The organism is Dactylosporangium sp. CA-139066, assembly GCF_050936175.1.
Classification (GTDB): Bacteria; Actinomycetota; Actinomycetes; order Mycobacteriales; family Micromonosporaceae; genus Dactylosporangium.
Map to the genome: position 1 here is coordinate 4,711,676 of NZ_JBNJNH010000001.1, position 22,675 is coordinate 4,734,350.

Here is a 22,675-nt window from a genome sequence, read left to right on the forward strand (position 1 = left end):
GGCGACCGGGGCGATCCGCGACGCCGGCGGATCGTCCCGCGCCCGCGGGCGTCGCACCGTGTTCCGCCGGTCCGGCGGATGGCCCCGACTGCGCCGCCCCTCTAGCGTGGCCGGCATGGCCGAGCACGAGCTGGGGATCGACTTCGGCACCTCCAACACCGTCGCGGTGCTGCGGCGGGCGGACGGCGTCGTGGCGCCGCTGCTGTTCGATTCCTCGCCGCTGCTCGCCTCCGGTGTCTTCGCCGGCGCCGAGGGCGGTCTGCTCACCGGCGCCGACGCCGAGCGGGCGGCCGCGGCGCACCCCGGCGGCTTCGAGGGCAACCCGAAGCGTCGCATCGACGACGGCACCGTCTGGCTCGGCGAACGGGAGCTGCCGGTCCGCGACGTGGTCGCCGCCGTGCTGGACCGGGTGGCCGGGGAGGCGCGGCGGACGACCGGCACCGATCCGGCCTCGGTCGTGCTGACCCACCCGGTGGCGTGGAGCCGGACCCGCCTCGCGATGCTGGCCGACGCGGCGGACGCGGCCGGGCTCGGCGCCGTGCGGTTCGTGCCCGAGCCGGTGGCCGCCGCGGCGTACTTCGCCGGCGTCCTCAACCACCGCCTGCCCATCGGCGAGCACGTCGTCGTCTACGACCTCGGCGCGGGGACGTTCGACGTGAGCGTGGTGCGGCGTACCGAGGCCGGCTTCGACGTCGTCGCCGGCGACGGCCTGCCCGACATCGGCGGCCTCGACCTGGACGCCGCCGTCGTCGCCCACGCCCGCACCCTGACCGCGGCCGCCGCCGACGAGTGGGGCCGCCTCGACTGGCCGCAGACCCCGTCCGACCAGCGCGACCGCCGCACGCTGTGGCTCGGCGCCCGGGCGGCGAAGGAGCAGCTGTCCCGGCACAGCACCGCCGACCTGCACGTGCCGCTCATCGACACCCTCCTGCACGTCACCCGGGAGGAGTTCGAGGCGGCCGCCCGCCCGCACCTGGAGCCCACCGTGGCCCTGACGGTGGCGACGCTGCGTGCCGCGGCGGTCCCCGCGGAGCGGATCGCGGGCGTGTTCCTGGTCGGCGGCTCGAGCCGGATCCCGCTCGCGGCGAGCCTGCTGCACCGCACGCTGCGGATCGCCCCGACCGCGATCGACACACCCGAGCTCGTGGTCGCGTGGGGCAGCCTCTCCTCGCCCACCGCCGCCGGCCCGACGCTCCCGCCGCCATCACCGCCGGCTCCGGCCCCGGCCGGCCCGGCATTCCCCGCGCCCTCCACCGCCCCGATGCTTCCGCCGCCACCACCGGTGCAGCCGGCTCCGGCTCCGTTTCCGACCGGCCCGGCATTCCCCGCGCCCTCGACCGCCGCGGTCTCCGCGGCACCGCTCACCACGGCGATGCCGGTGTCGGCGGTTCCGGACGCGCCGGTCTCGCCGCCCGTGCCGCTCGCCGCGGTCTCGCCGCCGGTGCCGCTGACCCCGCTGTGGCCGGAGCCGGTGCCCGCGCCCGCGCTCGGGCCGCCCGGCTCGATCAGGACCGCGTCCGTGCTGCTGTGGGTCGTCGCCGGCCTGCTCTGGCTGCTGGCCCTGATCGCCGTGATCGTGCTCGTCGCGGGTGGGAGCATCGTCGCGAGCGTGGTGATCTCGCTTCTCGCCCTCGTCGCCCTGGGCGGCCTCGACGCGCTGTGCGCCGTGCGGCTGCGGCGCGGCAGGCGCGACGCCGGGGTGGTGGTGTACGTCCTGACCGCGCTCACCATCGCCGCCTCCGTCGTGGTGCCGCTGACCGGGATCACCATGATCTTCATGATCGTCGCCTCGGTCGCGGTCACCCGGCGCTCGGCGCGGGCGTGGCTGTACCGATAAGTCCGAATGATCGGTTGGCGCAAGTGGATCTTCCGGGCCAACGTATAGCTTGATATCAATCTCCGCGACACACCCCTGCACAACAAGGAGTGCGACGTGCGGAGATCCCGACTCGTGACCCTGACCCTGAGCATGGCGGCCGCCCTCACCGCCGTGCTCGCCGCGGCCGCACCGGCCAGCGCCGCCGCGGCCGACCGCTACGTGGCCCTCGGTGACTCGTACGCCTCCGGCGTCGGCGCCGACGGCTACACCTCCGAGAGCGGCTCGTGCCAGCGCAGCGTCAACGCCTACCCCGCCCTGTACAACGCCCGCGACAAGCCGGCCTCCTACCGCTCGGTCGCCTGCTCCGGCGCGACGACCGCCGACGTCATCAACAACCAGCTGTCCGCCCTGTCGAGCTCCGTCACGCTGGTGAGCGTCACCGTCGGCGGCAACGACGTCGGGTTCACCAGCATCATGACCACCTGCGTGCTCAGCGGCGAGGCCGACTGCATCGCCGCGGTCAACGCCGCCGAGACCAAGGTCCGCAACGAGCTGCCGGCCAAGCTCGCGTCCGTCTACAGCGGCATCCGCTCGCGCGCGCCGTCGGCCCGGGTCGTGGTCGTCGGCTACCCGGTGTTCTACCAGCTCGGCACGGTCTGCATCGGGCTGAGCGCCAACTCCCGCGCGAAGATCGACGAGGGCATCAACCTCCTCGACGACGTCACGAAGGCCGCCGCGACCCGGGCCGGCAACGGGTTCGCCGACGTGCGCGACATCTTCGTCGGCCACCAGCTGTGCAGCTACGGCGAGAAGTGGCTGCACGCCCTGAACTACGCCAGCCTCGGCGTCTCCTACCACCCGACCGCGGCCGGTCAGGCCGGCGGCTTCTACCCGGTCTTCCGCGCCGTCGCCGGCTGACGTCCGGCGACCGCGAGGCGTCATGACCCGAGACGGTCCGGCGGCCTCTGAGGCCGTAGGCGCCCGCCCGCGCGGGCGGGCGCCTACGACGCGGCGGGCGCGGGCAGGCCGAGGTGCTCGCGCAGGGTGGTGCCCTCGTACTCGGTGCGGTACAGGCCGCGCTCCTGCAGCTGCGGCACCAGCCGGTCCACGATGTCCTCGACGGTGCCGGGCAGCAGCTGCGGCAGGATGTTGAAGCCGTCGACCGCGCCGGCCTCGGCGTAGCGGGCCCACTCGTCGGCGACCTGGCCCGGCGTGCCGACGAAGCTCGGGTGCAGCGGGGTGATCTCGATGACGAGCTGCCGGATGGACAGGTTGCGCTCGGCGGCCAGGGCTCGCCACTGCCGGACCCGCTCGAGCTTGCCGGTGCGCAGCTCGATCGGGATCGTTCCGCGGGACGGGTCGAGCTCGGCGTCGGTGGGCTCGATGTCGGGCAGCGGGCCGTCCGGGTCGTAGCCGGACAGGTCCTTGCCCCAGAACTGCTCGAGGTAGGCGATCGCCCGCGGGCCGGTGGTCTGCTCGTCGCGGATCCAGCGGGCCCGCTCCTGGGCCTCGGCCGGCGTGTCGCCGAGCACGACGGAGGCGCCGGGCAGGATGCGCACCGCGCCGGCCGGGCGGCCGTGGGCGGCCAGGCGCGAGCGGAGGTCGGCGGCGTAGGCGACGGCCTTGTCGAAGTCGGTGTTGGCCGAGAAGACGACGTCGGCGTGGCGGGCGGCGAGCTCGCGGCCGCCGGGGGAGTCGCCGGCCTGGAACAGCACCGGGCGGCCCTGCGGGCTGGAGGGGCCGAAGGCGGGGGCGCGCAGGCGTACCAGATCGGTGTCCCACTCGACGGTCGCGCCGGGCGCGCCCGACCACAGCGCCTTCGCCGCCTCGACGAACTGCCCGGCCCGTTCGTAGCGGCGCTCGTGGGGCAGCCAGCCGCCGTGGCGGAAGTTCGCGCCCGTCCACGCGTTGTCGGTGGTCACGATGTTCCACCCGGCGCGGCCGCCGGAGATCCGGTCGAGGCCGGCGAGGCGGCGGGCCAGGTCGGCCGGGTAGTTGTAGGTGGTGTTCTGGGTGGCGACGAGCCCGATGCGCCCGGTCGCCCCGGCGAGCGCGGCCAGCTGGGTGATGCCGTCGGGCCGGCCGGCCACGTCGAGGTCGTGGACGGCGCCGCGGTTCTCCCGCACGCGCAGGCCGTCGCCGAGGAAGAACGCGTCGAACAGCCCGCGCTCGAGGGTCCGGGCGACGTGCACGAACGTGTCGATGTGGGTGTGCGGGGCGAAGTCCGGCCGGGTCCACAACAGGTTGGGGCCGACGCCGGTGAAGAACAGGCCGAGGTGCAGTCGCGGCACGATGGGCTCCCGGTTCAGGCGGTACGGGCGATGGCGTAACGGTTCGCCGGCCGCGGCAGGCCGAGCGTCTCGCGCAGGGTCGGGCCGATCGGCGCGAGCTCGACGGGCGGCAGGCCCGCGTCGAGGTCGTCGATGCGCAGGCGGACACCGTCGACCACGCCGGCCAGTCGCGCCAGGTCCGCGGGGCCGGCGAGATCGGCGAAGGCGAGGCGGGCGCCGTGCTGGCGGGCCCGCGCGGCCCGGCGGCGGATCTCCTCGACGTCCTCGCCGCCGACGAGGGCGATGTCGAGGCGGCCGGTGACGCCGAGCGTGTCGGAGCCGACGACGACCACCTGGCCCTGCGGCGGGCGGGGCGTGATGAGCGGGCCGGCGACGGAGAAGCCGGCACCCTCGAAGTCGACGTGGTGCACGCGGTCGCGGTCCAGGAAGCGGCCGGTGGCGACGTCGCGGATGACGGCGTCGTCCTCCCACGAGTCCCACAGCCGGCGCGCGACGTCGATGACGTCGGCGGTCTCGCGGCGCAGCTCCTCCGGCCCGAGCGGGCCGCGCCCGACCGTGGCGAGGGCGGCGGCGTCGCGGGTGGCGCCGACCACCCAGGCGGCGCGGCCGAGGGTGGCGTGGTCGAGGCTGGCGAGCTGGGTCGCCAGGTGGAACGGCTCGGTGGTGCTGACGTGCAGCGTCGGCGCGAGCCCGATGCGGGTGGTCCGCCGGGCCAGGAACGACGCCAGCACGCCGGCCTCGACGCGCGGGGCGCCGGGGGAGTCGGCGATGGTGACGAACGCGACGCCGGCCCGCTCGGCGGCGGTGACGGTGCGCTCCAGCGCGTCGATGTCGGCGGCGGTCGACGGTGTGTCGACGGCCAGCGCGAGGTGCAGCGGCGTGCTCACGCGTGAGGTCCCCTTCGCCCGGCGGCTATCCCTATTAATCAGATAGGATAGCTTGGTTAACCGGGGATGTGAACAGCACGAGGTGCTGGTCCTCGGCCGGGGACAGCAGCCGCTCGCAGGTGAGGTCGAGGAGCCCGAGGACCGGGTGGACGACCCGGATGTTGCCGATGTGCCGCACGCCGACCTCGTGGCGCTCCCACAGCGCGGCGAACTCCGGGCTCGCCGCGCGCAGCCGGCGCACCAGGGCCAGCGCGCGCGGCTCGTCGCCGCGGCGGGCCACGGCGGCGCGCAGGTCCGCCACGTGCCGGCGGCTGTACCGCTCGCGCTCCTCGTCGTCGTAGGGCGCCCGCACGCCCGGATCGGTGAACCACCGCCACACGATGTTGCGCTCCTCCACTGGCCGCGTCGGGCACACCCCACCGAACAGCTCCTCGGCGAGCGCGTTCTGGGCCAGCACGTCGCCGAGGTCGTTGAGGATCTGCGCCGGTACGTCGCTCAGCCGCTCCAGCAGCACCAGCAGCCCCGGCCGGATCTCCTCGCCGGCCGGGCGCCCGGCCGGCGGCCGGTGCCCGGCCAGCAGGTACAGGTGGTCGCGCTCGTCGTCGCTGAGCCGCAGGGCCCGGGCCAGCGGCGCCAGCAGCTGCGTCGACGGCTGCGGGCTGCGCGCCTGCTCCAGCCGCATGTAGTAGTCGGCCGACATGCCGGCGAGCTGGGCGACCTCCTCCCGGCGCAGCCCCGGCGTGCGCCGCCGCGGCCCGGCCGGCAGCCCGGCGTCGGCCGGCCGGAGCCCTTCGCGGCGGCGGCGCAGGAAGTCGGCGAGCTCGCGTCGGTTCATGCGGCCATGATGACCCGCCCCGCCGCGCGGTAGCCAAGGATCGCCGGTCCTAGGCAGTCCCGTCCGATTCTCACCGGCCGTGCGCGGTGCGACGGTCGCCTGGTCGTCCACGAACAGGGAGTGCACATGCCACGCGTCGTACGTTTCGAGCGGTTCGGCGGCCCGGAGGTCCTGCGGGTCGTCGAGGAGGACCGGCCGGAGCCGGGGGAGGGCGCGGTGCTCGTCCGGGTCCGCGCCGCCGGTCTCAACCCGGTCGAGTCCGGTATCCGCGGCGGGTTCCTGGAGGGCCCGTACCCGACCACGTTCCCCTCGAAGCAGGGCCGCGACGTCGCCGGCGTCGTCGAGGCGGCGGGCCCGGGCGCGGCCGGCTTCGCCCCCGGCGACGAGGTGCTCGGCTGGACCGACGAGCGCGGCACCCACGCCGACTACGCGGTCGTCCCGGCCGGCAATCTGGCGTACCGCCCGGCCGGCGTGCCGTGGGAGGTGGCCGGCGCCCTCTACACCGCCGGCGCCACGGCGTGGGCGGCGCTGCGGGCGGTCGCGGCCGGCGCCGGCGACACCCTGGTCGTGGCGAACGCGGCCGGCGGGGTCGGCTCCATCGCCGTCCAGCTCGCCCGCCATGCCGGCGCGAGCGTCATCGGCCTGGCCGGCGAGGCCCACCACGACTGGCTGCGCGACCGCGGCGTGCTCCCGGTGCCGTACGGCGATGCAGTCCTCGACCGCGTCCGCGCCGCCGCCGGCGAGAAGGCCGACGCGTTCGTCGACGCCTTCGGCTCCGGCTACGTCGAGCTGGCCCTGGACCTCGGCGTCCAGCCGGACCGGATCAGCACCGTCATCGACTTCGCGGCCGCGGCCCGGCACGGGGTGAAGACGGCCGGCAGTAAGGACGCGTCGCGCCCCGAGGTGCTGGCCGAGCTCGCCGGGCTCGTCGCCGAGGGCCGCCTCGAGGTGCCGGTGCGGCCCTACCCCCTCGACCGCGTCGCCGAGGCCTTCGCGGAGCTGGAGCGCCGCCACACCCTCGGCAAGCTCGTCATCGTCCCGTAGGCCCTGTCCTGCCGATCATGCCGGCCTGCGCCGGGCGCAGATCTCGCCTGCGCGCACCCCGCGAAAGTCGGTTACAACCACGGCATGATCGGCAGGACGGGGCCTAGCCCAGATACCCGGCGAGATGGGTCGCCACGTCGCGGGCGTCGTCCTCGAGGCCGTGGATGTACGTCGACTTGCGCCGCCGCAGCACCGGCAGCCCGAGCGCGTACAGCCCCGGCGCCTCCAGGACGCCGCCGTCGTGGCGCAGGCGGCCCTTCGCGTCGAGCACGGGCACGTCGAGCCAGTGGTACTCGGGCCGGAACCCGGTCGCCCACACGATCGTGCGAATCTCGCCGCCGCGCAGGTCGATCTGCAGACGGGGGGCGGCGGGGGCGCGCGTCGGCTCGAACCGCTGCGGCGGCCCGACGTCCTCGACGCCGTTGTCGGCGGCCCAGGCGTCGAACGTGTCGAGCAGGCGGGCCAGCTTGAGGTCGGCCAGCGAGAACAGCGCGCGCAGCCCGCCGGAGAACAGAGCCCGGCCGTCGCGGACGGCGGCGAGCCGCCCGACCAGCTCGACGCCCTCGGCGGTGAGGGCGTTGAGGTCGAGGGTCGCGCGGCCCGGGGTGCCGGCCAGCTGCGGCGAGGCCAGCCGCCGGGCCCGGTCAAGGTCGTCGATCTCGTCGTAGCGCTGGTCCCACACCCCGGCGGCGTGCATCCACCACAGCACGTCGCGGCCGCGGTACGTGCGCGGCAGCCGGACGTGCTCGCCGACGGCGAGGGTCACCGGCCGGCCCGACCGGCGCAGCTCCGCGGCCAGCTGCACGCCGGTGGCGGAGGCCCCGACGACGAGCACGCCCCCGTCGGGCAGGTCGCCGGGCCCCCGGTACTGCAGCGGCGTGCGCTGCTCGACCCCGGCCGGCACGGCGGCGCTCAGCGGCGGCACCACCGGGCGGTTGGCGGCGCCGCTGGCGATGACCACCGCCCGGCAGCGCAGCTCGCCGCCGTCCGTTTCGATGTGGTACTCCCCGTCGCCGCCGGCGACCCGCGTGACGGCGGTGTGGTCGCGCACCGGCGCCCGGCTCGCCGCGGCGTAGCGCTCGACGAACGCGGTGACCTCGGCCGCCGTCATGTAGCCGTCGGGGTCAGCGCCGTCGTAGTGCCCGCCCGGCAGCCGGGTCAGCCAGTTCGGGGTGAGCAGCCGCAGCGAGTCCCACCGCTCCCGCCGCCACGAGTTGGCGACCGCGCCCCGCTCCAGCACGACGTGGTCGATCGAGCGGGCGGCGAGGAAGTGGCTCGCGGCGAGGCCGGCCGGCCCGGCGCCGATGACGGCCGCGGTCAGCCGTTCGATGGCGCGACCTCAACCGTGACGTCGGTCGGGTTGGTGAGCGCGTCGAACACCGCGGAGCGCTTCTGCGACTGGGCGACCAGCGCCTCGATCTCCTGCTGGGAGGCGTCGGCGTCGATGGTGAAGGTCACCTTGATGTCGTTGAAGCCGTTGCGCACGTCGGGGTCGGCGCCCAGGATGCCGCGGATGTCGTGGTTGCCGGAGACCGTGGCCTCGACCGAGCGCAGCTGGATGCCGCGGTTCTGCGCGACCGAGGCGACGCCGGCGGTCAGGCAGCCGGCCAGGCCGACGAGCAGGTACTCGATCGGGGTGATGCCGTTGTCCTCGGCGGCGAAGACGGCGGGGTGGTCGGCCTCGAAGACCGACTCGGCCTTGTGGCTCTGCTCCTGGCCGAGCCCGTGGAAGCCCTGGATGCGCGTGGTGCTGTGCACGCCGCGGTCCCACTTCGAGGTCGCCTGCCAGACGAAGTTGGCCGCCTCCGGCGCGTTGGCCAGTGCCTGGCGCGCCTCCAGCAGGGCCTGTACGTTCACCCCGTTGTCGATGGTCGTCATGATGATCGGGTCACCTTTCCGAGTACCATATAATGCCTAGTAAGTTGCCAGACAATACACCGACCGGGAGCGCCGCGCCAGAGATGATCATGAAGTCGGTCGGTCGGGTCGAGACGCAGTACCTGGACCTTAACGCGCCGGTCGCGCTCGACTGCGGCCGCAAGCTTTCCCCCGTCCGGGTGGCCTACGAGACGTACGGCACCCTCGCGCCCGGCGGTGACAACGTCATCCTCGTGTGCCACGCCCTCAGCGGCGACGCCCACGCGGCCGGCACCTCGGCGCAGCCGCCGGCCGCCGGCACCCGCGACGGCTTCGGCGCCGAGGACCGCGACGGCTCCGCCGGCGCCGGCCTCGGCTGGTGGGACGGGATGATCGGCCCCGGCAAGTCCTTCGACACCGACCGGTACTTCGTGGTGTGCACCAACCTGCTCGGCGGCTGCCGCGGCACCACCGGCCCGTCCTCGACCGACCCGGCCACCGGCCGGCCCTACGGCTCGGACTTCCCGGTCGTCACCGTCGCCGACATGGTCCGCGTGCAGAAGGCGGCCCTCGACCAGCTCGGCGTGCGGCGCCTCGCGGCGGTCGCCGGCGGCTCGCTCGGCGGCATGCAGGCCCTCGAGTGGGCGGTGCGCTACCCCGACCTGGTCGACGCCGTCGTGGCCATCGCGAGCACGCACGGCCTGCACGCCCAGGGCGTCGCCTGGAACGCCATCGCCCGCGAGTCCATCATGCGCGACCCGGCGTGGCAGGGCGGCCACTACTACGGCACCGGCTCCGCGCCCGAGGGCGGCATGGGCGTGGCCCGGATGCTCGGCCACATCACGTACCTGTCCGGCCGCGCCCTCGACGACCGGTTCGGCCGCCGGCTGCAGCACGGCGACGACATCCGCCACACCATCACCGAGGCCGAGTTCCAGATCGAGAGCTACCTGCGCCACCAGGCCGGCACGTTCGTGCGCCGCTTCGACGCCAACACCTACCTGTACCTCTCCCGGGCGCTCACCTACTTCGACCTCGCCCGCGAGCACGGCGACGGCTCCCTGGAACGGGCCCTCGCCGGTGTGAACGCGCGCACACTGCTCATCGCGTTCAGCTCCGACTGGCTGTACCCTCCGATCGCATCACGCGAGATCGCCGACGCGCTGCACGGGCTGGGCAAGCCGGTGGAGTGCCACGTGATCGAGGCGCCGTACGGCCACGACAGCTTCCTGCTCGAGGAGGCCCGCCAGACGCCGCTCATCCGCAGATTCCTGGGGAGTACCGTTGACTGACCTCGAACAGGCCCGCGAGTTCGGGTTCGAGACGCGCCAGCTGCACGCGGGGCAGCGGCCCGACCCCAACACCGGGGCCCGCGCGGTGCCGATCTTCCAGACCACCAGCTACGTGTTCGAGGACCCGGAGTCCGCGGCCGCCTACTTCAACCTGCAGGAGTACGGCAACACGTACTCCCGCATCATGAACCCGACCGTCGCGGTCCTCGAGGAGCGCCTGGCCAGCCTGGAGGGCGGCGCCGGCGGGGTCGCGTTCGCCAGCGGGATCGCCGCGCAGGCGGCCGCGCTGTTCACGCTGCTGCAGCCGGGCGACCACGTCGTGTCGTCGGCGGCGCTGTACGGCGGCACCGTCAACCAGCTCAAGCACCTGCTGCGCAAGATGAACGTCGCGCTCACCTGGGTCGACCCCGACGACGCCGACGCGTGGCGGGCCGCGGTAACGCCGCAGACCAAGGCGTTCTTCGCCGAGACGATCGGCAACCCGGCCGGCAACGTCCTCGACATCGAGGCCGTCGCGGCGATCGCGCACGAGCACGACCTGCCGCTGATCGTGGACAACACGTTCGCCACCCCGTACCTGTGCCGGCCGATCGAGTGGGGCGCCGACATCGTCGTGCACTCGGCGACGAAGTTCATCGGCGGGCACGGCACGAGCATCGGCGGCGTGGTGGTCGACGCGGGCACGTTCGACTGGTCCAACGGGCGCTACCCGGTGATCGCCGAGCCGTCGCCGGCCTACCACGGGCTCAAGTTCCACGAGACGTTCGGCACCTACGGGTACCTCATGAAGCTGCGCGCCGAGACCCTGCGCGACCTCGGCGCGGCGATGTCGCCGTTCAACGCGTTCCTGTTCCTGCAGGGCCTGGAGACGCTGTCGCTGCGCATGGAGCGCCACGTCGGCAACGCCGCCGCGGTCGCCGCGTTCCTCGACGGGCACGAGCTGGCCTCGAACGTGACCTACCCCGGCCTGCCGTCGAGCCGCTACCGCCCGCTGGTGGAGAAGTACCTGCCGCGCGGCGCCGGGGCGGTGTTCTCCTTCGACTGCGCCGGTGGCCGCGACGGCGGCCAGGACCTCATCCGCGGCCTGACGCTGTGGTCGCACCTGGCCAACGTCGGCGACGCCAAGAGCCTCGTCATCCATCCGGCGAGCACCACGCACCGCCAGCTCGGCGACGACGAGCTGCGCGCCTCGGGCGTCGGCCCCGGCACGGTGCGCCTGTCGGTCGGCCTCGAGTCCGTCGAGGACCTCATCTGGGACCTGGAGCAGGGATTGGCGGCGGTGAAGGCATGAACGGGTATCAGGACCCGCTGACCATCCAGCGCGTGCTGCACACCGCGGGCACGATCGCGATCGTCGGGCTGTCCGGCAACGAGCTGCGGGCCAGCAACTTCGTCGGGTACTACCTGCAGCGCCACGGCTACCGCGTCATCCCGGTCAACCCGCGCGAGCCGCGCATCCTCGGCGAGACCTCGTACGCGAGCCTGCGCGACGTGCCCGAGCACGTCGACGTGGTCGACGTCTTCCGCGCGCCGGACGCCCTGCCGGACATCGCCCGCGACGCCGTGGCGATCGGCGCCGGCACGCTGTGGTGCCAGTTCGGCGTCATCAACGACGAGGGCAACCGCATCGCCGAGGAGGGCGGCCTCACCGTCGTCGTGGACCGCTGCCTGAAGATCGAGCACGCGCGGTACAACGGCCGGATGCACTGGCTCGGCTTCAACACGCAGCGGATCACCTCGGTCCGGGGCGGCCTGCAGTAGCTACGTGATCGAAAAGAGCCGGTCGGCGGGGTCCACGACGGCGGCCAGCACCGCGCCGGGCACGAGGGCCGGGTCGTCGGCGCGGATCGTGTCGGCCTCGAACGTGGCGAACCCGGGCCCGCTGATCCGCAGGCGCAGTTCCAGCCCGGGATCCTCCCCGCCCAGGTGGTTCGCCACCGCGAGAACCTCCGCCGTCGCGGCGACACCGGCGGCGGACAGCCGGCGCGCGTCGTGGCGCGAGCGGGTGACCAGCCGCCAGCCGAAGACGCCGAAGCCGACACCGACGATCGTCATCAGGACGCCGCCGGCGAGCAGGCCCCAGAAAGTCTGCGGGCGACCGCACCGGGTCTCGCGTCACGGCGGCGGCGAGCAGGACCGGTCCGGGCAGGCAGATGGCCAGGAACAGCAGTCGGCACAGGAGCGCGCCGATCGGACCGATGCGCGCTTCCGCTTCCCGAGGGGTACTCGTTACCCTCGCACCTTAGTCGGCGCGGCCTGACCGCCCGGGCGGGCCAGGCCCGACTCGTATGCGAACACCACGGCGCCGATGCGGTCCCGCAGCCGCAGTTTGGTGAGGATCCGGCCGATGTGCGTCTTCACGGTCGTCTCGCCGAGGAACAGCCGGCCGGCGATCTCGGCGTTGCTCAGCCCGAGCGCGACCAGGCCGAGCACCTCCCGCTCCCGCTCGGTCAGCAGGTCGCAGCGCGGATCGGGCTCCGGCGCCGCGGGCCCGGTCAGGTACCGCTCCAGCAGTCGCCGGGTCACCGACGGCGCCACCATCGCGTTCCCGCGCAGCACGCCGCGGATCGCGACCAGCAGCTCCGCGGCGGGCGCATCCTTGAGCACGAACCCGTGCGCGCCGGCCCGTAGTGCGGCGTAGGCGTATTCGTCCAGGTCGAACGCGGTGATCATGAGCAGCCTCGTCCCGGGCACGGCGGCGGCGATCCGTGCCGCCGCGGTCACCCCGTCGAGGGCCGGCATCCGTACGTCGAGCAGCACCACGTCGGGCGACGTCCGCTCGGCCAGGCTCACCGCGGCGGCCCCGTCGGCGGCCTCGCCCACCACGGTCAGGTCGGGCTGGCTGTCCACCACCATCCGCAGCCCGACCCGCATGAGCTCCTGGTCGTCGCAGATCAGTACCCGTGCCGCCACATGCCGATCCTGCCCGCGGGCGCCTGTGCGCCCGCTGTGCGCGGCTGAGAGCCGGCTGTGGAGTCGTACGGCAGCGTCGCGACCACGCGGAATCCGCCGCCCTCGACCGGCTCGGCGCTCAGCGTGCCGCCGACGAGGGCGGCCCGCTCCCGCATGCCGGCCAGCCCGCGCCCGGACGACGGCAGGCCGGCGGCGGCCCCGGTCCCCCCGGTGTCGAGTACCTCGATGCGCAGCGTGCGGCGTCTCGGAGTACCGAATCCGACCACGACCTCGGTCCGGGCACCCGCTCCGGCGTGCTTGATGACGTTGGTCAGTGCCTCCTGGACGATGCGGTACGCCTGGGCCAGCACCTCCGGCGGCACCCCGTCCGCGCTCCCCGAGACGCGCAGCGCGGCGCCGGCGCGGCGCACCAGGTCCTCGAGGTCGGCCGCCGTGCAGGCGTGCTCGTCCAGTGCCGCCAGCAGGCGGCGCAGCTCCTCCAGCGCGCCCCGCCCGGTGGTGCTGATCAACTCGAACGTCCGGTCGACGACGGCCGGGTCGGCGTGGCGCATCAGCCGGGCGCCCTCGGCGTTGACCACCATGACGCCGACGCTGTGGGCGAGCACGTCGTGCAGCTCGCGGGCGATCCGGGCGCGCTCGCCCGCGGCGGCCGCGGCGGCCAGGGCCCGGCGCTCGGCCGCCGCCCGGGCCTGCCGCGCGCGCAGGTACGCGCCGAGCAGCCAGGCCACGGCGAGGGACAGGCAGAACCCGGCGGAGCCCCAGAACGCGCCGACCCCGGGGTACCAGCGCACGGCCCAGGCGACGAAGAACCCGGCGCCGATCGCCGAGACCACCGCCGCCGCCCCGCGCCGGCCGGCCTGCACCAGCGTGCACACCACGATCTCGACGGCGAGATGACCCAGCGGCAGATGCTCGCGCCAGACCGTGCCGAGCAACCCCAGCCAGGCCGCGCCGAGCACGACCGCGGCCGCGGTGAGCGGTCGCCGCCGGCGCCACAGCAACGCCGAGGCGAGCACGACGAGCAGCGCCGCCTGGACCCACCGGGGCCGCCCCTCGGGCAGAGCGGTCAGGGACACCGCCGTCAGCGCCGTGGCGATCGCCGCGTCGCGCGTCCATACCAGCCTGGCCAGCCCATGCACCCGACCCACGATACGGGTCGGTTCCTCCTGCGGGAGGACGTCCGCGAGCCCGCAGCATGACGCCCGTGTACGGCGGCCCTCCATAGCGTCGCCGGCATGTCGATCTTCCAGGAGTTCCTGCTGCATCCGCGCACGACCGGCGCTGTCGCGGCGAGCTCGTCCTCCCTCGCCCGCGCGCTCACCGACGGGCTGCGCCTGCAGCACGCCCGCACCATCGTCGAGCTCGGTCCGGGGACGGGGCCGGCGACGGCGGCCATCCTGCGGCGCATGGCGCCCGGCGCGCGGTTCGTCGCGGTGGAGGCCAACGCGCGGCTGGCCGCGGCGCTGCGCCGGCGGTTTCGCCTGCGACCGGTCGAGGTCGTCCACGACTCCGCGGAGCGGCTCGCCGACCTCGTCGACGGCCCGGTCGACGCGGTGGTGTCCGGCCTGCCGTGGACGGTGCTGCCGCGCCCGGTGCGCACCAGGATCCTCGACGCGATCGGCGCGGTGCTCGCCCCGCACGGCGGGTTCACCACGTTCGCGTACGCCCACGCCGCGTGGACCCCGCCGGCGCGGGACTTCGCCGCCGAGCTCGACGCGCGGTTCCGGACGCTGGAGCGTACGCCGCTGGTGTGGGCGAACCTCCCGCCCGCCTTCGTGCACCGCGCGCTCCACCCGCGTTGACCACCGCTCGGTGCAGCGCGGGGCGAAGCTCAGTCGAGCAGGCCGGAGCGGTAGGCGGCGACCACCAGCTGGGCGCGGTCGCGGGCGGCGAGCTTGGCCATGATGCGGCTGACGTGGGTGCGCGCGGTCGCCGGGCTGATGACGAGCTGCGCCGCGATCTCGTCGTTGCTCAGGCCCTCGGCGACGAGGACGAGCACCTCGCGCTCCCGGTCGGTGAGGGTGTCGAGCAGCGGGTGCGGGCTGCGGACCCGGGGCCGCCCGGCCGCGAACTCGCGGATCACCCGGCGCGTCACCGAGGGCGACAGCAGCGCGTCGCCGGCCGCGACCCGGCGCACGGCGTCCAGCAGCTGGGCGGGCTTGGTGTCCTTCATGAGGAAGCCGCTGGCACCCGCGCGCAGCGCCGCGAAGATGTACTCGTCCACCTCGAACGTGGTGAGGACCACGACGCGCGTCGCCGCGAGGGCGGGATCGGCCACGATCCGGCGGGTCGCCTCGATGCCGTCGATGCCCGGCATGCGCACGTCCATCAGGACCACATCCGGCCGGAGCCGCCGGGCCAGTTCCACGGTCTCCAGCCCGTCGGCCGCCTCGCCGGCGACCTCCATGTCCTCCTCGTTGTCGAGCAGCACGTGCAGGCCGAGCCGGACGAGGTCCTGGTCGTCGGCGAGCAGGGCCCGGATCACGGCGTCGGCTCCGGTACCGGAAGCCGGGCGGCCACCCGGAAGCCCCCGCCCGGCCGGCGGCCCGCGGTGAGCTCGCCGCCGAGGGCGATGGCCCGCTCCCGCATGCCGGCGATGCCGTGGCCGCCGCGCAGCGGGGCGGAGGTCGCGTGGCCGGGCCGCTCGGGTGCCGCCGGGGCGCCGCGGCCCTCGTCGGTCACCTCCACGAGGAGCCGGCCCGGCCGGTGGTCGAGGCGGACCGTGGCGGTCGGGCTGCCCGCGTGGCGCAGCACGTTGGTGAGCGCCTCCTGCACGATCCGGTACGCCGCGAGGTCCACCGCGGCCGGCAGCCGCCGCGGCGTTCCGGTCACCTCGACGCTCACCGCGACCCCGGCGCCCGCCATCCGGGCCACGAACTCGTCCAGGCGGGCCAGCTCCGGGCGCGGGACCGGGCCGTCATCCTCGTCGCGGCGCACGACGGCGAGGGTGGCGCGCAGCTCGTCCAGCGCCTCCTTGCCGGTGCGGCTGATCGCCGTCAGCGCCGCCTCGGCCTGCTGCGGCCGCTTGGGCAGCACGTGCAGCGCCACCTCGGCCTGCATGGTGATCGCCGCCAGCCCGTGCCCGACCACGTCGTGCACCTCCTGCGCGATGCGCAGCCGCTCCTCGTACGCGAACCGCCGCGCCTGCTCCGCCTGCCCGAGCGCGGCCGACTCACGGCCGGTGCGCACGACCCAGCCGACCGCGAACGGCACCACCACCCACGCCGAGCTTGCCGCGGCCGCGCCGAGCACGCTGCCGCCCGGCATCGCCGCGTGCATGGCCAACGGTGCGAGCGCCGCCGCGCCGGCCGGCAGCGAGCGCGGCCACGGCAGCCGGGACGCGGCCGTGTACACCGCCACGGCCAGCGCCGCGAAGATCAGCCCGTACGGGTATCCGCGCGCCAGGTACACCGTGGTCGCCCCGGCGGTGACGAGCAGGCTCCCCAGCGGCCACGCCCGCCGCACGGCGAGGGGCAGCGCGGCCAGCACGGCGAGCCCGGCCGCCGCCAGATCCGCGCCCCGGCCGTGCTGCCCCGCCCACGGCACGGCGGTGCCGGCCGCACAGAGCGCCGCGAGCGCCCCCGCCAGCAGGAGATCGGCGGGCGGGGGCCGCCGCGTGGACCACCGTGTCGACCGCATCACCCGATGATGCCCCAGCCGGGCATGGGCGCACTGCGCCGACCGGCGAATCCGGGCGTACCGCAGGGGACGTAGTGCCACCGGGCCGCGTACGCGCCATGACGTACGGCAGAAGCCGCGCCGGCCCGGACGCCACCTGGCGGCAATCCCGGCAGGGTGGTGAGCATGAAGTTGGTCATGAGGGCGGTGGGTTGTTCATGAAGCGATGGGGCTGGTTCGGGCCGGTCTTCGCGGTCGCGCTGGTCGCGAGCATCGTCGCCGGCGGCGCGCTGACGACCGGCAAGACGCTGTATCTGCCCGGCGCCTCGGTCGAAGACCTGCGGGCGTTCTACGGCGGCAGCCGCGCCGCCGTGCTCACGCAGAGTGTGCTGCAGGTGCTCGCCGCCGCCGCGCTGTACCTGTTCGGGCGCGGGCTGCACGCCGCGCTCTGGCCCGGCCGCGCGTTCGCGGCGGCCGGTCGGCTGGAACGGGCGGCGGCCTGGGGCAACCGCGCAGCGGCCGGGTTCCTGCTGCTGTCGGTCCTCACGTCGCTGATCCTCGCCGCCGTTGCGGACACGGCCGGCGCCGGCGTCGTCTCCGCGCTGGGCAAGGCGACGCTGCTGTGCGGCGGCGCCCTGCACCTCGGCGGCTTCGCCGGGCTGGTCGCCGCGGCGTCCGTCGCGGGCCTGCGCAGCGACGCCCGAACCCGCTGGATGTTCCGCTACGGACGGTGGGCCGCGCCGTTGATCGCCGTGTCGGTCGTCTCGATCGCATGGCCGCCGCTGGTCAGGCTCGAGCCGCTGTACCGCCTGCTCGCCATCGTCTGGATCGTGGGCGTCGGCGTGGCCGCCCTGCGGCGCCGGCTGCGCCCCACCGGCGCCGCGGTCCACGGTTGAGGCGTTCAGCGGTCACATGAGGTCGAGGTACACCACGTTGGCGGGAGCAACGTTGTGCTTGTCCAGGAGGATGAGCAGGTGGCCCTCCCGCGACGCCAGGACCTCCACGGCGTCGTACTGCCGGCTCCGGGCGATCTCCGCCACCGCGCTGGCGGCGTTGCCGGAGTCCCTGATCCGCCGCTTCTCCTCATAGTCCAGGACGATCTCGAGCTGGACGCTGTAGATCACGTCGTTGACGACGAACGCCCCGCCGAACGCGGACGCGAACACCGGATACCCGGCCTCCAGGACCCGCAGGACCCGGTTGGGATGGGGGTTCAACCCGAACACGCACTTGGGGCCGTACGTCAACGCCGTCGCCAGGCCCGGCGCGAAGTACGTGCCCAGGCCGAAGTAGGCGCCATGGTTCGTCTTGCGCGCGTTGAAATGGCCGGCCTGGAGCACCTCGAGGGCATTGGGCAGCGGGGTCCCGCGGAACCAGGCGAAGCCCGCCGGCGCCGCGGCCTGCCAGCCGGGGCCCAGCAGCGTGCGCAGATCCTGCTTGACGTGGAAGAGCGGGATCTTGAGGATCTCGTCCCGGACGTGCTGGACCGCGTTGGTGACGGCGTGAAACTCGTCGCGGTACCGCGGTCCCAGGCTGGGGTCGATCGTGATGAGTTCCTGCTGCACGTCGGCGAGCAGGTTGTCGGCATCCGCGAGGAGCTGGTCGGTGTTGCGCGCGCCGGGGCCGGCGACGAGCTCGTCGCCGATGCGGCGTTGCAGCTGCCCGAGCTCGCCGGTCAGTGTCAACAGGCGGTTGTCGGCGTTCATGACGGCCTGGGTCGTGCCCATGGGTTCCCTCTTTCTCGTGTCGTTGTTCCGCCGCCGGTCGGCGGTCAGGACCCTGCTGACGCGGCCTCGCGGGCCTCCTTGACCTTCGTGATGACCTCCCCGAGGGCCCGGACCTGCGGCAACAGGTCCGCGAGCGCGCCGCCGGGCTCGAACTCGAGGGTCCGCAGCAGGTCGTCGACCGCGGCCGCCTGGAGCGCGGCGGCCTCCTCGGCGCTCATGCCGGGCCGGTACCCCGTCCGGATGTAGGCGCGGACCTGGTCGCGGTCGGCCTCGCTCAGCGGCTGCTCGCCGGCCTCCTCGTCCGCCTCCTCGAGCTCCCGCAGGGCGTTGCCGTACAGGACCTCCATCGCCTCCTCCGCACGCTTGTCCGTCATTGCGGCCTCCCTCGATCTCGCTGTGTGCCGAACTGGTGCGGGGAAGACCGGCCCGGGCGGCCGCCTGATACCTGTGTCGGATGGGCGTCAGGTTCGAGCGACCGGGTGATACACCGCATCACGCTGCGCGGCGACGTCCCGGCCGGCCCGTAGGGCGCATACGATCGTCAGGTCCGCGCACGCACCCGAGGACGAGGCGGCGTCATGCCCGAGATCATCACGGCCGTGTACGAGATCACCGCGGACGATCCGGCCGGGCGCGCCGCCGCCGTGGCGGTCGAGCAGAGCCACGAGCTGCCCACCGAGCTCGCGCCCGGCAACGCGGTGCGCGACTCGCTCGCCCACGTCCGCACCGTCGAACGGCGGGCGGGCCGGCCCGCGCTGGTCACCGTCGACTACCCGGCCGATCTCGCCGGCGGCGAGCTCGGGCAGCTGCTGGTGCTGCTGCTGGGCAACGTGTCGCTGCAGGACGGCGTGCGGCTCGTCGACGTGGAGCTGCCCGGGTCCCTCGTGGCCGCGCTGCCCGGCCCCCGGCTCGGCGTGGCCGGGGTGCGGGCGCTCGTGGCCGAGCCCGGCGGCGCCCTGCTCGCCACGGCGCTGAAGCCCGTGGGCATGACCGCCGAACAGCTGGCCGCGCTCGCCTACGAGCTGGCCGCCGGCGGGCTGCACCTCCTCAAGGACGACCAGGGCCTGGCCAACCAGCCGTGGGCGCCGTTCGCCGAGCGGGTGCCGCGGGTGGCCGAGGCGGTCCGCCGCGCCAACCAGGACACGGGCGGGCACTGCGCCTACCTTCCCTCCGTGAACGGCTCGGCCGAGCAGATCCGCCTCGCGCGGCGGGAGGGCGCGCAGGGGGTACTGGTGATGCCCGGCATCGCCGGGTTCGGCGCCCTCGCCGGCGCCGCCGACCTGCTCGACGGAGGCATCGTGCTGGCCCACCCCGCGTTCCTGGGCGGGTTCACGGCCGCGGCGAGCCACGGCATCGCGCCGCCGGTGCTCTTCGGCACGCTGCTGCGGCTGGCCGGGGCCGACGTGACCGTGTTCCCGAGCTGGGGCGGGCGCTTCAGCCTCGGCCGCCCGGAGTGCCTGGCCATCGCCGAGGCGGCGCGCCGCCCGTGGCACGGCCTGGCGCCGGCGCTGCCCGCGCCCGGCGGCGGCATGTCGATCGAGCGCGCGCCGGAGCTGCTGGCCGCCTACGGCCCGGACACCGTCTTCCTGGTGGGGGCGGACCTGCAGCGCGGCGGCGATCCCCGCCGCGCCGCCGAGCGACTGGTCGCCGCCACCCGCTGACCGGCGGCTACCCCAGGTCGGCGGCGACCCGGATGAACGCCGCAACGGCCGGGTCGCGGCGCAGCTCGGCAACCTCCGCGGCCGTCGGCAGCACCGGCCGGTCCCGCTCGAGCGTGACCGCGCACAGGAAGCCGAGCGGCTCGTCGTCGGCGGCCCGGAACTGATGCCACCCCCAGCTCGGCACGAACACCACGTCGTGCAGCGCCAGCGGTACGACGCGGTCGACGACCAGCGCGCGGCCCCGCCCGCGGATCGGCACCACCACGTGCGTGTGCGCGTGGCGCTCCAGCGTCGTGTGCCCGCCCGGGCCGACCTCGAAGTATCGCAGCGACGTGCCCTGACCGTGCTCGGCGTCGGTGAGCACCTGCCGGGTGACCGACCGGAACGTGCCGTCCTGCTCCTTGTACGCGAGCACGTCCCCGCCCTCCCACACGAACGGCTCCCGCTGCGTGCGATGGGTGGTCATCCGCCGATCCTACGACGATTCCGGCAGCGGCACGTCCTTCCAGATCAGGACGTCGGGTGGGCCGTACGCGTCGAGTACGACAGCCTTGGGCATCGGTGACTCCTCTGGTCAGGGCCGGGGCAGCGTTCCCCGGGCCAGGACGTTGTCGTAGATACGTTCGAGAGCCGCGGTGAACGGCGCCCGCAGGTCGGCCGGCAGGCCGTCGAAGAACAGGTCGTGGATCAGATCGACGTGGCCCGGTGCGGCCGCCTCGAGGGCGTGCCGCCCGGCCGTGGTGAGGGACACCTCGGTCACGCGCCGGTCGTTGAGGGCCTGGTCGAGGTCGACCAGGCCGCGCTGGGCCATCCGTTTGGCGTGGTGCGACAACCGGCTGCGTTCCCAGCCGATCTGGTTGGCCAGCGCGGTCATGGTCAGACACCCGGCCGGGGCGACGCTCAGGGCGGTGAGGACGTCGTAGTCCGGCAGCGAGAGGTCGCTATTGGCCTGCACCTGCCGGTTGATCTCGTACGTGAGCCGGAGCTGGAGGCGGATGTAGGCGAGCCACGTGCGCTGCTCGTCGCGATCGAGCCAGCCTCGGGCCGGAACCTTGGCCGTCATACCGCCATGGTGCCAGTTACGTGACCCGTCACGGAACTCAGATCTGCTCGGCGCCGCCGTCCACGAAGATCTCGGCACCGGTCATGAAGCTGCTGTCGTCCGAGGCCAGGAACACCGCTGCCGCCGCGATCTCCTCGGGACGGCCCAGCCGCCCGAGCGGTACACCGGCGGCCAGCGACGCGAACAGCGGCTCGACGCCCGAAGGGTCGCCGGCGAGGCCGGCCAGCCCGGGCGTCTGGACGGGCCCGGGGACCAGCGTGTTCACCCGGACGCCCCGGTCGACCAGTTCGGCCGCCCACGTGCGCCCGAACGAACGGATGGCCGCCTTCGTCGCCGCGTACAGCCCGAATGCCGGTGTGCCGGTGGAGGCCGCGGTGGAACCGGTCAGGATGATCGATGCGCCCGGCCTGAGCAGCGGCAGCGCCTTCTGCACGGTGAACAGCGTGCCGCCGACGTTGCGGTCGAACGTCGCCCGGTAGTCCTGCGCGGTGATCGCATCCAGCGGCGCGAACGACCCGCCGCCCGCGTTGGCCATCAGCACGTCGAGTCCGCGCCCGCGCCGGCCGATCGTCGCGAAGAGCCGGTCGAGATCATCCTGATCGGTGACGTCGCCGGCCACGCCGGTGGCGGACGGGCCGATCAGAGCGACCGCCTCGTCGACGGTTTCCTTGCGCCGCCCCGTCACGAACACGTGCGCACCCTCGTCGGCGAAGCGCCGCGCGACCGCCAGCCCGATACCCGACGTGCCCCCTGTCACCAGCGCGGTCTTGCCCTGCAGCCGATGCATCTCATTGCTCCTTGCTCGTCGATGACCTACCTGCTCGCCAACTTACGTGACATGTCATGTATTCCTCGAGTGGCCGTCGACACACTTTTCCTGTTCCCGTCTATTCCCGGCTTGGGTATGTCGGTCGCCACAGACGGGCCTCGACCGGGACGGAATGACCGGCCCGCCGGCGGAGTTCCGGCGGGTATGACCACGATCGGCTTCATCGGAAGCGGCAACATCGGCTCCACCGTGGCGCGGCTGGCGGTCGCCGCCGGCTACGACGTCGTCCTCAGCAACTCGCGCGACCCGGAAACGCTCGCCGGCCTGGTCGCCGAGCTCGGCCCGAACGCTCGCGCCGGGCGGCCCGCGGACGCCGCCGCGGCCGGGGACATCGTCGTGGTGACGATCCCCCTGCGCGCGTACCGCGACGTGCCGGCCGAGCCGCTCAAGGGCAAGGTCGTCATCGACACCAACAACTACTACCCGCAGCGCGACGGCCAGATCCGCGAGCTCGACGAGGGCACGGCGACGAGCAGCGCGCTGCTGCAGCGCCACCTGCCCGAGGCGAGCGTCGTCAAGGGCTTCAACAACATCTTCTACCTGCACCTGGGCTCGCTGGCCAGGCCCGCGGGCGCGGCCGACCGCACCGCCCTGCCGATCGCCGGCGACGACGCCGAGGCCAAGCGGACCGTCACGGCGCTGCTGGACGCCATCGGCTTCGACGCCGTGGACGCCGGGACGCTCGCCGACAGCTGGCGCAGCGAACCCGGCACGCCCGTCTACGGCAACCCGTACGGGCCGTTCAGCGACCCGGTCGGGCACCCCGCCGACGCGTCGGCGATCCGTGCGGCGCTGCAGAGCGCTGCACCCAGAGCTTGACCTTCACGTGTACGTCAAGG

The 22,675-nt window shown here is 74.4% G+C and carries 25 protein-coding genes; 10 read left to right on the forward strand and 15 right to left on the reverse strand.

The window, feature by feature from the left end; translation table 11 throughout:
• The first annotated feature begins 115 nt into the window (after positions 1-115).
• Positions 116-1,837: an Hsp70 family protein gene (locus ACQEVU_RS21435; RefSeq protein WP_433326159.1), complete on the forward strand. Its 1,722-nt coding sequence runs from the start codon at positions 116-118 to the stop codon at positions 1,835-1,837.
• A 96-nt stretch (positions 1,838-1,933) separates the two neighbouring features.
• Positions 1,934-2,737 (forward strand): SGNH/GDSL hydrolase family protein, encoded by an 804-nt coding sequence (locus ACQEVU_RS21440; protein WP_433326161.1) that lies wholly within the window; start codon positions 1,934-1,936, stop codon positions 2,735-2,737.
• 83 nt (positions 2,738-2,820) lie between these two features.
• On the opposite strand, the gene ACQEVU_RS21445 is transcribed toward ACQEVU_RS21440, so the two are convergent.
• From ACQEVU_RS21445 to ACQEVU_RS21455, 3 genes are read right to left on the reverse strand one after another with little or no spacing between them, the layout of a single operon-like run.
• On the reverse strand, positions 2,821-4,110 hold the full coding sequence (locus ACQEVU_RS21445; protein ID WP_433326163.1) for an LLM class flavin-dependent oxidoreductase: 1,290 nt from the start codon (positions 4,108-4,110) through the stop codon (positions 2,821-2,823).
• A 14-nt stretch (positions 4,111-4,124) separates the two neighbouring features.
• Positions 4,125-4,997 carry an LLM class flavin-dependent oxidoreductase gene (locus tag ACQEVU_RS21450; protein WP_433326165.1) on the reverse strand — a complete coding sequence of 291 codons (873 nt, stop codon included), beginning with the start codon at positions 4,995-4,997 and terminating at the stop codon, positions 4,125-4,127.
• 34 nt (positions 4,998-5,031) lie between these two features.
• Positions 5,032-5,832, reverse strand: a complete 801-nt coding sequence (locus ACQEVU_RS21455) for a helix-turn-helix transcriptional regulator (RefSeq protein WP_433326167.1) — start codon at positions 5,830-5,832, stop codon at positions 5,032-5,034.
• 126 nt (positions 5,833-5,958) lie between these two features.
• On the opposite strand from ACQEVU_RS21455, the gene ACQEVU_RS21460 reads away from it, so the two are divergent.
• On the forward strand, positions 5,959-6,876 hold the full coding sequence (locus ACQEVU_RS21460; protein WP_433326169.1) for an NADP-dependent oxidoreductase: 918 nt from the start codon (positions 5,959-5,961) through the stop codon (positions 6,874-6,876).
• 103 nt (positions 6,877-6,979) lie between these two features.
• On the opposite strand, the gene ACQEVU_RS21465 is transcribed toward ACQEVU_RS21460, so the two are convergent.
• Together ACQEVU_RS21465 and ACQEVU_RS21470 are read right to left on the reverse strand one after the other, a co-directional pair.
• A complete protein-coding gene (locus ACQEVU_RS21465; RefSeq protein WP_433335022.1) occupies positions 6,980-8,206 on the reverse strand; it encodes an NAD(P)-binding domain-containing protein in 1,227 nt (408 codons plus the stop codon).
• Positions 8,194-8,754, reverse strand: coding sequence for an OsmC family protein (locus ACQEVU_RS21470; RefSeq protein WP_433326171.1), 561 nt, complete (start codon positions 8,752-8,754; stop codon positions 8,194-8,196). The genes ACQEVU_RS21465 and ACQEVU_RS21470 overlap by 13 nt, the downstream gene beginning before the upstream one ends.
• Before the next feature lie 89 nt (positions 8,755-8,843).
• On the opposite strand from ACQEVU_RS21470, the gene metX reads away from it, so the two are divergent.
• From metX to ACQEVU_RS21485, 3 genes are read left to right on the forward strand one after another with little or no spacing between them, the layout of a single operon-like run.
• A complete protein-coding gene (gene metX, locus ACQEVU_RS21475) occupies positions 8,844-10,025 on the forward strand; it encodes a homoserine O-acetyltransferase MetX (RefSeq protein ID WP_433326173.1) in 1,182 nt (393 codons plus the stop codon).
• Entirely contained in the window at positions 10,018-11,316 is a 1,299-nt protein-coding gene (locus ACQEVU_RS21480) for an O-acetylhomoserine aminocarboxypropyltransferase/cysteine synthase family protein (protein WP_433326175.1), read from the forward strand. The genes metX and ACQEVU_RS21480 overlap by 8 nt, the downstream gene beginning before the upstream one ends.
• Positions 11,313-11,786, forward strand: a complete 474-nt coding sequence (locus ACQEVU_RS21485; RefSeq protein ID WP_433326177.1) for a CoA-binding protein — start codon at positions 11,313-11,315, stop codon at positions 11,784-11,786. Before ACQEVU_RS21480 ends, ACQEVU_RS21485 begins: the two co-directional genes overlap by 4 nt.
• Here ACQEVU_RS21485 and ACQEVU_RS21490 read toward each other — a convergent pair whose 3' ends face one another.
• The 3 genes from ACQEVU_RS21490 to ACQEVU_RS21500 form a co-directional block, all read right to left on the reverse strand.
• A complete protein-coding gene (locus tag ACQEVU_RS21490; protein ID WP_433326179.1) occupies positions 11,787-12,080 on the reverse strand; it encodes a hypothetical protein in 294 nt (97 codons plus the stop codon). It abuts the gene before it with no gap.
• Positions 12,081-12,254: 174 nt separating this feature from the next.
• A complete protein-coding gene (locus ACQEVU_RS21495; protein WP_433326181.1) occupies positions 12,255-12,938 on the reverse strand; it encodes a response regulator in 684 nt (227 codons plus the stop codon).
• Entirely contained in the window at positions 12,920-14,077 is a 1,158-nt protein-coding gene (locus ACQEVU_RS21500) for a sensor histidine kinase (protein WP_433326183.1), read from the reverse strand. Before ACQEVU_RS21500 ends, ACQEVU_RS21495 begins: the two co-directional genes overlap by 19 nt.
• 96 nt (positions 14,078-14,173) lie before the next feature.
• Here ACQEVU_RS21500 and ACQEVU_RS21505 point away from each other — a divergent pair, with 96 nt between their 5' ends.
• Positions 14,174-14,740, forward strand: coding sequence for a class I SAM-dependent methyltransferase (locus ACQEVU_RS21505; RefSeq protein ID WP_433326185.1), 567 nt, complete (start codon positions 14,174-14,176; stop codon positions 14,738-14,740).
• A 29-nt stretch (positions 14,741-14,769) separates the two neighbouring features.
• Here ACQEVU_RS21505 and ACQEVU_RS21510 read toward each other — a convergent pair whose 3' ends face one another.
• Entirely contained in the window at positions 14,770-15,423 is a 654-nt protein-coding gene (locus ACQEVU_RS21510) for a response regulator (RefSeq protein ID WP_433326187.1), read from the reverse strand.
• A complete protein-coding gene (locus ACQEVU_RS21515; protein WP_433326189.1) occupies positions 15,420-16,577 on the reverse strand; it encodes a sensor histidine kinase in 1,158 nt (385 codons plus the stop codon). The genes ACQEVU_RS21510 and ACQEVU_RS21515 overlap by 4 nt, the downstream gene beginning before the upstream one ends.
• A gap of 197 nt (positions 16,578-16,774) precedes the next feature.
• On the opposite strand from ACQEVU_RS21515, the gene ACQEVU_RS21520 reads away from it, so the two are divergent.
• Positions 16,775-17,452 (forward strand): hypothetical protein, encoded by a 678-nt coding sequence (locus tag ACQEVU_RS21520; protein WP_433326191.1) that lies wholly within the window; start codon positions 16,775-16,777, stop codon positions 17,450-17,452.
• Positions 17,453-17,464: 12 nt separating this feature from the next.
• Here the strand turns inward: ACQEVU_RS21520 and ACQEVU_RS21525 are convergent, their stop codons facing one another.
• Together ACQEVU_RS21525 and ACQEVU_RS21530 are read right to left on the reverse strand one after the other, a co-directional pair.
• Positions 17,465-18,283, reverse strand: coding sequence for a hypothetical protein (locus tag ACQEVU_RS21525; protein ID WP_433326193.1), 819 nt, complete (start codon positions 18,281-18,283; stop codon positions 17,465-17,467).
• Positions 18,284-18,327: 44 nt separating this feature from the next.
• Positions 18,328-18,657 (reverse strand): hypothetical protein, encoded by a 330-nt coding sequence (locus tag ACQEVU_RS21530; RefSeq protein ID WP_433326195.1) that lies wholly within the window; start codon positions 18,655-18,657, stop codon positions 18,328-18,330.
• A gap of 204 nt (positions 18,658-18,861) precedes the next feature.
• Here ACQEVU_RS21530 and ACQEVU_RS21535 point away from each other — a divergent pair, with 204 nt between their 5' ends.
• Positions 18,862-19,944 carry a RuBisCO large subunit C-terminal-like domain-containing protein gene (locus ACQEVU_RS21535; protein ID WP_433326197.1) on the forward strand — a complete coding sequence of 361 codons (1,083 nt, stop codon included), beginning with the start codon at positions 18,862-18,864 and terminating at the stop codon, positions 19,942-19,944.
• Positions 19,945-19,951: 7 nt separating this feature from the next.
• Here ACQEVU_RS21535 and ACQEVU_RS21540 read toward each other — a convergent pair whose 3' ends face one another.
• From ACQEVU_RS21540 to ACQEVU_RS21550, 3 genes are all read right to left on the reverse strand, one after another.
• Positions 19,952-20,410, reverse strand: coding sequence for a cupin domain-containing protein (locus tag ACQEVU_RS21540; protein ID WP_433326199.1), 459 nt, complete (start codon positions 20,408-20,410; stop codon positions 19,952-19,954).
• Positions 20,411-20,518: 108 nt separating this feature from the next.
• A complete protein-coding gene (locus ACQEVU_RS21545; protein WP_433326201.1) occupies positions 20,519-21,007 on the reverse strand; it encodes a MarR family winged helix-turn-helix transcriptional regulator in 489 nt (162 codons plus the stop codon).
• A gap of 37 nt (positions 21,008-21,044) precedes the next feature.
• Positions 21,045-21,794 carry an SDR family NAD(P)-dependent oxidoreductase gene (locus tag ACQEVU_RS21550; protein WP_433326203.1) on the reverse strand — a complete coding sequence of 250 codons (750 nt, stop codon included), beginning with the start codon at positions 21,792-21,794 and terminating at the stop codon, positions 21,045-21,047.
• A 186-nt stretch (positions 21,795-21,980) separates the two neighbouring features.
• On the opposite strand from ACQEVU_RS21550, the gene ACQEVU_RS21555 reads away from it, so the two are divergent.
• The gene (locus tag ACQEVU_RS21555) at positions 21,981-22,655 is read left to right on the forward strand and encodes an NADPH-dependent F420 reductase (RefSeq protein WP_433326205.1); all 675 of its coding nucleotides are present in this window, start codon (positions 21,981-21,983) and stop codon (positions 22,653-22,655) included.
• The last annotated feature ends 20 nt before the right edge of the window (positions 22,656-22,675 follow it).